Source organism: [Zimmermannella] bifida NBRC 103089 (genome assembly GCF_001570925.1).
Lineage (GTDB): Bacteria > Actinomycetota > Actinomycetes > Actinomycetales > Microbacteriaceae > Gulosibacter > Gulosibacter bifidus.
On record NZ_BCSP01000006.1, the window covers coordinates 111,441 to 123,469 of the forward strand.

11 protein-coding genes are annotated in these 12,029 nt (G+C 64.7%); 9 read left to right on the plus strand and 2 right to left on the minus strand.

Features of this window, described 5'->3' with window-relative positions:
- Positions 1–3: 3 nt before the first annotated feature.
- A complete protein-coding gene (locus ZBI01S_RS06505) occupies positions 4–1,455 on the minus strand; it encodes a ribonuclease catalytic domain-containing protein (RefSeq protein ID WP_083524579.1) in 1,452 nt (483 codons plus the stop codon).
- A 297-nt stretch (positions 1,456–1,752) separates the two neighbouring features.
- On the opposite strand from ZBI01S_RS06505, the gene ftsH reads away from it, so the two are divergent.
- Together ftsH and folE are read left to right on the plus strand one after the other, a co-directional pair.
- On the plus strand, positions 1,753–3,918 hold the full coding sequence (ftsH, locus tag ZBI01S_RS06510; RefSeq protein WP_066058065.1) for an ATP-dependent zinc metalloprotease FtsH: 2,166 nt from the start codon (positions 1,753–1,755) through the stop codon (positions 3,916–3,918).
- Between the two features lie 9 nt (positions 3,919–3,927).
- Complete coding sequence (folE, locus tag ZBI01S_RS06515; RefSeq protein WP_066058068.1) at positions 3,928–4,530, plus strand: GTP cyclohydrolase I; 603 nt, start codon at positions 3,928–3,930, stop codon at positions 4,528–4,530.
- A gap of 31 nt (positions 4,531–4,561) precedes the next feature.
- Here folE and ZBI01S_RS09575 read toward each other — a convergent pair whose 3' ends face one another.
- Positions 4,562–5,401 carry a DUF559 domain-containing protein gene (locus tag ZBI01S_RS09575; protein ID WP_159421435.1) on the minus strand — a complete coding sequence of 280 codons (840 nt, stop codon included), beginning with the start codon at positions 5,399–5,401 and terminating at the stop codon, positions 4,562–4,564.
- 95 nt (positions 5,402–5,496) lie between these two features.
- Here ZBI01S_RS09575 and ZBI01S_RS09850 point away from each other — a divergent pair, with 95 nt between their 5' ends.
- The 7 genes from ZBI01S_RS09850 (at position 5,497) to ZBI01S_RS06555 (ending at position 11,773) form a co-directional block, all read left to right on the plus strand.
- Positions 5,497–5,784, plus strand: coding sequence for a hypothetical protein (locus ZBI01S_RS09850; protein WP_159421436.1), 288 nt, complete (start codon positions 5,497–5,499; stop codon positions 5,782–5,784).
- A gap of 119 nt (positions 5,785–5,903) precedes the next feature.
- Entirely contained in the window at positions 5,904–6,746 is an 843-nt protein-coding gene (gene folP / locus ZBI01S_RS06530; protein ID WP_245610562.1) for a dihydropteroate synthase, read from the plus strand.
- Positions 6,746–7,822: a 2-amino-4-hydroxy-6-hydroxymethyldihydropteridine diphosphokinase gene (folK, locus tag ZBI01S_RS06535; RefSeq protein WP_066058076.1), complete on the plus strand. Its 1,077-nt coding sequence runs from the start codon at positions 6,746–6,748 to the stop codon at positions 7,820–7,822. The genes folP and folK overlap by 1 nt, the downstream gene beginning before the upstream one ends.
- Positions 7,819–8,367: a DUF3180 domain-containing protein gene (locus ZBI01S_RS06540; RefSeq protein WP_066058079.1), complete on the plus strand. Its 549-nt coding sequence runs from the start codon at positions 7,819–7,821 to the stop codon at positions 8,365–8,367. Before folK ends, ZBI01S_RS06540 begins: the two co-directional genes overlap by 4 nt.
- 138 nt (positions 8,368–8,505) lie before the next feature.
- On the plus strand, positions 8,506–8,985 hold the full coding sequence (locus tag ZBI01S_RS06545; RefSeq protein WP_083524589.1) for a PH domain-containing protein: 480 nt from the start codon (positions 8,506–8,508) through the stop codon (positions 8,983–8,985).
- Complete coding sequence (locus ZBI01S_RS06550) at positions 8,985–11,048, plus strand: PH domain-containing protein (protein WP_083524581.1); 2,064 nt, start codon at positions 8,985–8,987, stop codon at positions 11,046–11,048. The genes ZBI01S_RS06545 and ZBI01S_RS06550 overlap by 1 nt, the downstream gene beginning before the upstream one ends.
- A complete protein-coding gene (locus tag ZBI01S_RS06555) occupies positions 11,045–11,773 on the plus strand; it encodes a DUF2520 domain-containing protein (protein ID WP_066058086.1) in 729 nt (242 codons plus the stop codon). Before ZBI01S_RS06550 ends, ZBI01S_RS06555 begins: the two co-directional genes overlap by 4 nt.
- Positions 11,774–12,029: the final 256 nt, after the last annotated feature.

Genomic DNA, 12,029 nt, shown 5'->3' on the forward strand with positions numbered 1-12,029 from the left:
TGACTAGCTGGCCGGGTAACGGAATCGCACCCGCTGTTTGGCAGGCTCGGCGACGGTGAGCGTGACCTTAACGAGCTCGCCCGCGGGCACATCGCCCGCGCACTGGGCGATGACCGGCGGGGTCATCACATAGATTTCGGCATCGTGGTTGCCGTCGGCCGGGCGAAGTAGCGCAGCGGTGAACGTCTCGCCCACGCGGTGCTGCAACGCGACCGCTTCGCCGAGGTTGATGGCGGTGTTGTCGACATCGCTCGCGCGCTTGCCTGAGGCTTGCATGATGCCGGCGAGTTCGGGGAGTTCGGCGCGGATGCTCGCGGGTACGGCCGTGGCATCGAGCGTCGGTGCGTTGTCGGGTTCGTGCTGCAGCGGCACCCAGGCTCCGGCGGATGCGGCGACGCAGATTTCGTTGACGTGGCGGTCGGCCAGGCGGCGCAGCGGTGCGGTTGCGTGTGCATAGCTGGCGGCGACCCCGGCATGCCAAGCGGTTGCGGGCGGTGCACCGTCGAACGCTTCATATCCGGCGCCGCGCAGGAGCTTCGTTGCGGCAGCGTTCAGTGCGAGCGATTCGGGGGAGCCCGGTTCGAGGGAATCGAGAATTGTTCCGGGCGTCGCGTCGTCGGTGACGGTAACGCTGAGCGCCCGCGCGACCTTGCGGAACGTCGCGATCGTGTCCGCATCCGGTGCCGGCAGCGTGCGCAGCAGGCCCACGTTTGCGGCGAGCATGATGTGCGCGGCGGCGATGCCGGTGGCGATCGAACATTGGGCGTTCCAGCCGTCAATTTGGGTGCGTGGCTCGAGTCGAAGCTGCCATTCGCCGTCGATGAGTTCGAGGTCTTGTTCGGGCAGCTGCAGCTCGATGGCCCCGGCGTCGTGTGCTTGCTGTTCGCGCAGGTGTCCCCACTCGGGCAGCAGCGCGATTGCGGGGTGCAGCGGCTGGCCGGCGTCGAGCTGCTGTTGCAGGGTGGGGTAGTCGAGGCGTTCGCGAACGTGCACGATTGCGCGACGTACGCGTACCTGCGTGAGCGAACCCGATGCATCCGTCTCGACCTGCCACCAGATGGCGGGGCGGTCTTCGCCCGCGACCAGTGACGCTTTGTTTTCCGAGAGGATGCGCGGGTGCAGCGGCACGTTGCCGTCGGGCAGGTAGATGGTTTGGCCGCGGCGCTTGGCCTCGAGGTCGATGGGGGAGCCGGGTGCGACGAACGCGCCGACATCGGCGATGGCGTAGTTGCAGCGGTAGCCGGTTTCGGTGCGCTGGATGCATACGGCCTGGTCGAGATCGAGCGATCCCGGTGGGTCGATGGTCACGAATTCGACGTCGCGGGCATCGACGCGATCGCGTGCGAACCGGTCGGTGGCGTTGGCGGCGGCGTCGGTGACTGCGGGCGGAAAATCTGCGGGAAGTTCAAAGAGTTCGCGGAGCGATTGAACGTTGTGCATTTCCCCTGAGTTCATGGGCTGAGCTTATCGCCCGCTACCGTCGTTCGCCCTTAGCGCATCCAGGTCGAATCCTGCCCGTTTATAAGCGGCCGGCGGTAGGATTTCGGGAATTGCACTGTGTGCGAAGTCGCATCGTGTGCGGAACCCGTTGTGCAAGTAGCTTCGGGTGTCGCAAGCGCTGCGGATGCGTCGAGTTCCTGGCGGCGCGCGCCTGCAGTGCCGATGCATCCTGCTGCCATACCGCAAGGGGCTGCCCTAACCGGCCGCGCTGCAAGTCTTGGCAGAACGACGAAAGGCCGCGAGCTCGCGTTCATGAACACCGTTAAGAAACTCTTCAAGAGCCCGATTGTGCTCGTGCTGCTCGCTGTGATCGCGATTGCGGTTGGGTTCAGCCTGATTAACCAGCAGGGCGACACCGAGGTGACGACCGAGCAGGGCCTCGCCGTCGTCAAGGATCAAAAGCTCAAGGACGTCACGATTGTCGCCGGCGACAACCGCGTCAACGTGCAACTCGAGAAGCCGCACGAAGAATACGGCGAGCGCCTGCACTTCTACTTTGTGGATGCGCGTGCTGACACGGTCGTGAAGGCCGTCGATAAGGCCGCGATTTCGGGCCACTTCAACGACGAAGTACCGGGACCAAACTGGCTGTCGACCGCGCTGACCCTGCTCTTCCCGCTGGTGCTAATCGGATTCTTCCTGTGGATCATGCTCTCGGGCATGCAGGGCGGTGGCGCCGGTGGCGTCATGAAGTTCGGTAAGTCGCGCGCCAAGCTGGTCTCGAAGGAAGACCCACAGGTGACGTTCGCCGATGTTGCTGGTGCCGACGAGGCGCTCGAAGAACTCGCCGAAATCAAGGACTTCTTGAAGGAGCCCGCGAAGTTCAAGCAGGTCGGTGCCCGCATTCCGAAGGGTGTGCTGCTGTACGGCCCTCCGGGTACCGGTAAGACGCTGCTTGCCAAGGCCGTGGCCGGTGAAGCCGGTGTGCCGTTCTACTCGATTTCGGGCTCGGACTTCGTTGAGATGTTCGTCGGTGTCGGTGCCAGCCGTGTGCGCGACCTCTTTGAACAGGCGAAGCAAAACGCGCCCGCGATCATCTTCATTGACGAGATCGATGCTGTTGGTCGCCAGCGTGGCGTCGGCATGGGTGGCGGTAATGATGAGCGTGAGCAGACCCTCAACCAGCTGCTGGTTGAGATGGACGGCTTCGACGCCAACACCAATGTGATCCTGATCGCTGCCACGAACCGTCCCGATGTGCTGGATGCAGCGCTGCTGCGTCCCGGACGTTTTGACCGTCAGGTGGGTGTCGACGCTCCCGACCTCGAGGGTCGTCGCCGCATCCTGCAGGTGCACGCCAAGGGCAAGCCGATCGCCAAGGACGTCGACCTGTCGGTTGTTGCCCGCAAGACCCCGGGCTTTACCGGTGCTGACCTCGCCAACGTGCTGAACGAAGCCGCGCTGCTCACCGCTCGCATGAACGCGCAGATCATTGATGCGCGTGCGATTGACGAAGCGATCGACCGCGTTATTGCGGGTCCGCAGCGACGCAGCCGCGTCATGAACGACCAAGAAAAGCTCATCACCGCGTACCACGAGGGCGGTCACGCCATCGCGGCCGCGGCCCTGCGCCACACCGACCCGGTAACGAAGATCACGATCCTGCCGCGAGGTAAGGCACTCGGTTACACGATGGTCGTGCCGCTCGAAGACAAGTACTCGGTCACTCGCAACGAGCTGCTCGACCAGCTCACCTACGCCATGGGTGGCCGCATCGCCGAAGAGATCGTGTTCCACGACCCGACCACCGGCGCATCCAACGACATCGAAAAGGCCACCAAGACGGCCCGCAAGATGATCACCGAATACGGTATGTCGAACATCGTTGGTGCCATCAAGCTTGGCGACAACGAGGGTGACTCGCCATACTCGCGTTCGCAGGGCTCGCCGTACTCGAACGAGACGGCACACGTCGTGGACCGTGAGGTGCTGGCGCTGCTCGAGAACGCGATGCAGGAAGCGTGGTGGGTGCTCAACAAGAACCGTGACGTGCTCGACCGTCTTGCTGCCGAGCTGCTCGAGGTTGAGACGATCGGTCACGACCGCCTTGCCGAGATCTTCGCCGACATCGAGAAGCTCCCGGAACGCGGCCAGTGGCTGTCGTCGCCGGAGCGTCCGGTGAGCTCGCGTCCGCCGGTTGAGTTGAAGCCGCATCTGCCGGCAAGTGGTGTTGAGACGCCGGTTTCGCATGCTGGCACGCCGGAACAGCCTGGTGACGGTGCCGGTACCCCGGATGCGGGACTGGGACGTCCAGAGGCTGGTCTGCCTGCTGACCCTAACCGTGGCCTGCCGACTGATCCTGCTGGCGGCCCGACTGCTGATGGTCCCACTGCTGATGGTCCAGGTACGGATGCGCCCACGAACAACGACGGGCCTGCCGGGCCACAAATGTTCAACGGCGACGCGCCACAGGCCTAGGCTGACGACGTGACCGAGGTCCAACACGAGCGCGCGGCCGCGGCAGTTCGAGAATTGCTCGCGGCCTGCGGGCTCGATGCCGACTCACCTCAGTTCGCCAAGACACCGCTTCGCGTGGCGACCGCGCTGAGTGAATTCGTGGCGGGCGTCGGTGTCGATCCGGTACCTGCGTTGCGGGACAACCGCATCCCGCTTGCCCCCGAACAGGCCGCGGACGCACAGGTCGTGCTGCTGCGAAACATTCGGTTCCGCGCGCTGTGCGAACATCACCTCTTGCCATTCGACGGCTGGGTGCAGCTCGCGTACCTGCCCGGAGACAGCATCGTCGGGCTCGGGCATCTCTACGACCTCGTAGAAACCTGCGCGGCACGGCCGACGCTGCAAGAGAATTTCGGTGACACGCTCGTGGATGCACTCATGCTCGGGCTCGCAGCCCGCGGCGCCGTTGCCGTCATTGAGGCGCGGCAGGGATGCGTGTCTGACCGCGGTCCACGACAGGCCGATTCCGAGACGGTCACGCTCGCAGCTCGCGGCGAACTCGCCGACCCACAGGCCCGAGCCGACGTGCTGCGCATGCTCACGCTCGGCGCATCCGACCGCAGCGAATCGTAACGCCTTGGTTGCGCGAGCTCGTTGCGCGACGCTACCGAAGGAGATCGAGCAGCGTTGGCGTGAGTGCATCGAGCTCGAACATCACCTGCCGATAGCTGAGCCTGATCATTCGGTAGCCGCGCGCCTTGAGTGCCAGGTCGCGAGCGCGGTCGGCGTGAAAGCGGTCACTTGTGCCATGGAACTCAAACCCGTCCACCTCAACGATCACGTTGCCGATCAGGAAGTCCACGATCCCGATGCCGGGAATCGGGACCTGCGTGCGAAATCGGACACGGTGCTGCACGAGCCACAGACGAAACAGCGTTTCGATACCAGAGCCGGCACCCGCATCCGACAACTGCCAGATCTTGCGCCCGCGCAGCCCGGCACGCTCACAGATCCGCGCAATAACGGCGGACTCGAGCAAGCCGCCGTTACGCAGCGCATCCACCGCAATTACGGCATCAACCGTCTCAGCCTGACGGAGCGTGACCGCTAACGCCACCGCCAGCGGATCCACACTTATACGACACGGATGCGAATGGTCCCGCTGCATGGCTACAGGCTGGATGCCAGCGCCCGCACGCACCAGATCAGTGCGGCTTGATCGGACCTCGAGGTGGGTGGGCTTCCGTGTCCAGACTCCGCGCAATTGCAATGCACTCTGACCGGTCACGACACCGCCGGCCCGCACCGCGCTAAGAACCGCGGGTACCGGCATCGCACCCTGATACCAACTGTGGCGTACTTTGTGAATTACACCGCGACGGAGCAGCTTTCGTCGGACGAGTTCGTCGACATTAATAGCGCGTAACTGCGCGGCGGAAACAACGCCAAAGTTGTCGGAAAGCAGTTGCCCAACTTCGTACTCCAGCTCATCCAAATACTCCACGCGAGTAGTTCTACGCGTTCGATAGAGGAAGGAGTGGGCAGGCTGCTCTCCCTGTGAATAACTGCTTATCCACAAACATGAGGTGTGAGTCGTCGATGTCGTTTGGCTCATCATTTCTGGGCATTTTGGTGCTGGAGGTGGTGATTTGGTCGATTTTGATGAGTGAAACGACGCCGACCTGCTTGGAGGTATGGCGGGCGCCGCACGGTAACCCGAGTTGGTGGCGGGTATTGGTGGTTCGGGCGGAGACGACGAGCGACTTCATCAGTCAATGGCGCGAACGGCCGGTGTCGTTTGGCTCATCATTTCTGGGCATTTTGGTGCTGGAGGTAGTGATTTGGTCGATTTTGATGAGTGAAACGACGTCGCGGGTCCCTGACTGAAGCGCAAGGAGGTGCGGTGTAGCCGGAATCGATGGTGCAAGGCTTGGCGGAGCGGGGTTGAAGCGTGGAGAAGCACGGCCAGGATGCGGGGGAGGAGGCAGGTGCGAGAGAATACCCACATGGATCCGCAGCTCATGGCCGTGTGTAATGTCACTCCCGACTCCTTCAGCGACGGCGGGACGCACGAAGCGCCGCCCGCGGAACGCACCCAGAGCGCCGTGAACTATGCCAAACAACAAGTCGCGCTCGGCGCCACCATCATCGATGTCGGGGGCGAGTCGACCCGCCCGGGCGCCGCCCGCGTGCCACAGGCCGAAGAGGCTGCCCGCGTGGTGCCGGTCGTCGCGGCCCTGCTCGCCGAAGGCATCGAAGTCTCGGTCGACACTATGAACGCCGCCACCGCCGACGCCTGCCTGCAGCTCGGCGATGTCTACATCAACGATGTCTCGGGCGGATTGGCCGACGACCAGATGCTCGCCACCGTCGCCAAACACGACGCCCGCTACATCCTCAGCCACTGGCGCGGCCACTCCGTAGTCATGAACGACCTCGCCACCTACGACGACACCGCGAGCGAAGTGCTCGCCGAACTCACGCAGATGCGCGATCGCGCCGTCGCGGCAGGCATCCGCGCCGAACGCATCATTCTCGACCCGGGCCTCGGCTTCGCCAAAGACCGCGACGACAACTGGGCGATCCTGCAACACCTCGACCAGTTCAACTCGCTCGGCCACCCGCTGCTTATCGGTGCCAGCCGTAAGCGCTTCACCGGCGCACTCCTCGCTCCGGATGCACCGGTCACGGATCGCGACCTGCCAACGGCGATCATCTCGGCCCTGTGTGCGGAACGCGGCGTTTGGGGCGTTCGCGTCCACAACACCGAAGCCACCCGCGTTGCGTTCGACATCGTTCGTGCCTGGCGCAACGGCCACGCCGCCACTCGCACGCAGGAAGGCGCGTAATGAATCACGACGAACTCACGGGTCAAGCAGCCAACCCGGTAGCAAACAACGGCGGGAGCAACCCACCTGCGCAACCCGCCGCATCCGACCCGAACCTGCCCGCCACGCACCCGGCCGAAGCGGCCATTCGTCTCGCGCCAAACCGGCCAGGGCCACAAGCGCACCCCGCCCTGCCGCTGCCCGAACTCGACCGCATCGTTATCGACCGGCTGCGCGTGCACGCCCGCCACGGTGTGTTCGCTCACGAGCGCCAAACCGGCCAGTACTTCTACATCGACGCCGAAGTTTGGGTCGACACCCGCGCCGCCGCAGAATCTGACGAGATCAGCGACACCGTCCACTACGGCCACCTGATGCGGGCACTTTACGAAGTCGCCATGCGCGAGCCCGTCGACCTGCTCGAAACCCTCGCCGAGCGCCTTGCCGCCGTTACCTTCGCGTTCAACGGTCCGCAGGCCGTACGCATCACGGTGCACAAGCCGCAAGCGCCGGTAAAACTGCGCTTCGACGACGTTGCCATCTCCATCCTGCGCTACCGGCCCGAAGGGCCACAACCAGCCAGCACTCGCAGCCCGCACGCGCGCACCGTCATCGCCCTCGGGTCAAACCTCGGTGACCGCGAAGCCAACCTGCGTCAGGCCATGGACGAGATCGAGGCGCTTGACGGCGTTTGGCCGGGCCACCGCTCAAGCCTGTACGAGACCGCCGCACTCACCACGCACGGCATCGACGACGACAAACCCGCCTACCTCAACGCGGTCATGACGGTCCTCACCGACCGCACGCCCCACGACCTCCTGCACGAACTGCAACAGATCGAAGCCGACCACGGCCGCGTGCGCACCGAACGCTGGGGTGACCGCACCCTCGACCTCGACATCATCGAACACGGCGGGCTGCAACTGCGCGACGACGAACTCGAGCTGCCGCATCCGCGCGCCTTTGAACGCGCGTTCGTGCTCACCCCGTGGCACGAAATCGAACCGCACGCCTCGATTCCCGGCCGCGGTGCGCTCGAGCAGCTTCTCGAACACGTCACCGACACTGCGGTGCGCTACCGGAAGGGCACCGAATGACCGGCCGCACCAACCCGCTGCTGCTCGCGCTCTACGCCGTCGCGTGCGGCGTGGTGATGTGGGCGGTCGAGACTTGGGTGACCGCAGCGCGCGGAGCCGCGTTCGTCCCGTCCATCGCGCTCGGTGCGACGCTTGTGGCGCTTGCGATCGCCGCCTTCGTGCTCGGGTGGCCGATCCGCCGCTACACGGCCTCACTGCGCAAACTGCACGATGCCGCCCAGGCACACGAAGATACGAACGAGCTGCGCCGCACGGCCGCATCCAACCGCATCGCGCCTGAGCGTGCCACGTTCGTGCTCGCGTTTGCCAAGGCGATTGCGCTCGCGGGCAGCATGTTTTTGGGTGGATGCGCCGGGGTCACGGTGTACTTGGCAACGCGCACGGTGGCTAGTGGTCGCGTGGGCGAATCGTTGGTGAGCACGATCGCCGCGGTTGTCCTATTGGTTGCAGGACTGATCGTTGAATCATGGTGCATGCTGCCGCCGGAAGGTCCCGAGCCGGATGCGGAAGAATCGGCCGAGGGAATGCGCGCGAATCCCGCTTAAGTTGCTTGTGCATCCTGCCGAAATTCGCGAACCTGATTGCGTACGCAACACGCTGACTGGTTCACCGCGAACTGAGCACACGTGCCCAGCTACAAACCAACCACTCGCCAAGCCAGCGAAACAACAATGAAGGACACCATGCCGCAGCATCCTGCCCCGCAAATTCAATGGCGATCGATTTCGAGCAAGCTTGCGTTTCGCGAGGTCGCGAGCATGCTGCTGGGCGCGGTGTGTTGGGGTGTGGTCGCGGTGGTGCTGTTGGCGACGACCTCAGCGTATGGCCCGTATTGGCTGATCGGGGCGGTTCCGGCGGTGCTGACGCTGTGCTTCGTGCCGATGGCGTTCGCCCGCGTGCGATCGATCGGCTACGCGCTGCGTCAGGACGACTTGCTTACGCGCCGTGGGATCATGTATCGGCAACAGAAGGCCGTGCCGTACGGTCGTCTGCAGCACATCGACGTGAAGCAGAGCGCATTTGACCGGATGCTCGGCATCTATACGCTGCACGTCGTGACGGCGGCAAGTTCGGTTGCGATTCCGGGCCTGACGAAGGCCGAATCCGAAGGCTTGCGCGATCACCTCATTGCTGTGGCCGAAACGCGACGGGCCGGTCTGTAATGACGCAGCCAACTCCGCCGAATTCGATGCCGCAGGGCCAGGCTCCGCAGGGCCAGCAACCGTGGCCAAGTCAGCAGCCGCATCCCGCTCAGCCGCATCCCGCGCAGCCGCATCCCGCTCAAGTGCCGCCACTGCCACCGCGGGGTATGCCGCCGCAGCCGTACCAGCAGCTGAGTCCGCACCAGCAACCACGGCTCCAGCCGCCCGCCACTAACCTGAGCGACGGGGAATGGCACCGGCTGCATCCCCTCAGCGCCCTCGGTGCCGTGGTACCGATCGCAATCGGTGTCGTCTGGATGGTGCTCACCGGCTTCGTTCCCGCGCTCATTGGCGGGGGCAGCCGAGACAGTCTCGCGTTTGTGGTCATCCTCGGCGTCGTCATCGTCGGGGTGGTGGTTTCGGGCCTGTTCACCTGGGTGTGGGTGCGTTCGCACCAGTTCCGTGTTGACCACGAAGTGTTCGAACTCAAGAAGGGCATTTTCGCACGCAGCAACCGCCGCATCCGCCTCGACCGTTTGCAGTCGGTGAACCTCAACCGTTCGTTGCTCGCGCGGCTGCTCGGGCTCACCTCGTTCAGCATCGCCGGCGCTGGTAACGACGGCACGGTCAACCTCAACTACATCGGTCGCGACGAGGCCGAGGTGCTTCGCCGCGAGGTGCTGCGTCGCGCCGCGGGTGCCCGGAGCGGTGCCGCTCGCATCGGTTCGGGCCAGGATGCGCGCGGTTCGGCCCCGGGTATGGCGCCAGTTGCTGCGCCGGGCCAGCCGGATGCACGACCGCAAGCGGGTGCCCCGGCAACGCGATCGGGGGCACCGTCGCGACCCCAGGCATCCCGACCGCGCAGCCTCGGCGATCACATCAACGGTGTGCTGAATGACCTGACCGACTTCAGCGAGCTCACCCCCGAGAACGATTCGCCCGCGCTGGTGCGTGTCCGCCCGGTCGCTTATGGAGTTTCGAGCGCGCTGTCAACGCTGGCAATCATGCTGCCCGTTGCGGCGTTTACGGTGATTGCATTCTTCGTCGGATTCAACGTTGACCCTGATCTCAAGGGTGCGCTTGAAGGGTGGGCAATTACGCTCATCGTCGTTCTGATAACCGCCGGTTTGTTGATTTTTGCGCCGCTGATGGCCGGGATCAGCACCGCCATGTCGGCGGTCAACTACACGATCGCCGGCACGCCGGACGGCGTGCACATTCGACGCGGTCTGGTCAACAAGGTCAGCGACACGGTGCCGCCAGGGCGAATCCACTCGGTGCAGGTCGCGCAGCCGCTTTGGTGGCGGCCGTTTGGCTGGTATCGCGTGCAGGTGAACCGCATCGACGCGCAATTCGATGCGAATTCGAACAGCAACGAGTCGGCGCAGGCGCTGATGCGCACGGTGCCGCTGCCGATTGGCACGCGTGATGATGTCATGCGCGTGCTGTCGCTGCTGCTGCCGATGAACCTAAACCCCGAGCTTGTCGTGCTCGTCGAGCGCGGTCTGCAATCGGGCGCGCAGCCAGGCTTCGTCGGCGTGCGTGGGAACGCGTTCTGGCTGCATCCAATCTCCTGGCGCCGCCTTGGCTACGTCCTCACGAACGGCCTCGTGTGCATCCGCAATGGGCGCCTTACCCGCCGCGTCGCGCTCGTGCCGCCCGAGCGCATCCAGACCGTAACGACCATTGAGTCGCCGATTGAGCGGATGCTCGGGCTCGCGCACGTGAAGTTGAATACGATTCGCGGGCCGGTCCACGCGCGCATCCCGTGCCTGACGAAGGTCGATGCGCGTCAACTGCACCTGCAGCTGACCGACCTGGCCGTTGCCTCGGCGAAGCGCGATACATCGCACCGTTGGGAAGAAGCGCGTGCGTTCATGATGTTGAATGCGGCGCGGATGGAGATGGCGGATGCGCGTGCGCAGGGCCGTGCTCCGCATCCGCACGCGGTGCAGGTGCTCGGCGCCGAGCAGGCGTGGCACCAGCAGCGTGCCGGTGCGCAACCGCAGCCGGGACAGCCACAGTCATCGTTACCGAACCATGCTCTGCCAAACCAGCCCCGACCAAACGAGGAATCTCGATGATGCAATCCGATCGCGACGGACGTCTCGGCGTCGGCGTCGTAGGTAACGCGCCCGTTGGTGCTGTGCTCGCTCGCGGGTTGGCCGGTGCCGGGCACTCGCTCATCGGGTTTGCGATTGACGATGCCGATGAGCGTGAGCGGGTGGCTGCGATGTTCCCGGGCGTACCGTTGCTTTCGGCCGCGCAGGTGGTCGAGCGCAGTGAGCTGGTCATCGTGGCTGAGACAGCGGATGCGTTGGGCAATCGGATCGACCAACTCACGCAGGCGCGTGCCTGGGTCGCTGGGCAGCTGGTGCTGCACACCTGCGCCGAGTTCGGCACGGTGCCGCTCGGCGCTGCCCTCGACCAGGGTGTGATTCCGTTGGCGGTGCATCCGGCAATCGACGTCACTGGCACCTCGCTCGACCTGGCACGGTTGCAGGAGGCGTGGTGTGCGGTGACGGCACCGCGGCCGGTGCTGCCGATCGCGCAGGCGCTCGTGGTGGAGCTGGGCGCGGAGCCCGTGGTGATCCGTGAAGAGGATCGTGGCACCTACGCTGAGGCGATCGAAACGGCGACGTCGTTTACGCGGTCGATCGTAAAGCAGGCGACCGACATGCTCAGCGGGATCGGCGTGGAGCAGCCGGGGTTTGTGCTCTCGAGTTTGGTGCGGTCTGCGGCCGACAACGCGCTTGCTGACCAGTCGGTGGCATCGCCCGAGGTGCCCGAAGACGACGTCGAGAACTGATTCGACTGCACGCGCCGGTTGTTGCCTGCCTCGGATGCCCGAAATCTGCCGCCGGAAGTTGCGTCGCGTCGCGGTGCTCTTGATGTCACCGTTTTTCGGGTCATGAAAGGGGATCCGCTACCGGTCGGCTGCATTTGTGACAGGTAGCGCAGCCTTGCACGGTGTGCTGCGACTCATCATTTGCAGGGTTTCGGGCTGATGTTGCCGGATTTTGTGGCTGATTGATGAGTCGCGGCACGTGGGCGTCCTGGACAGG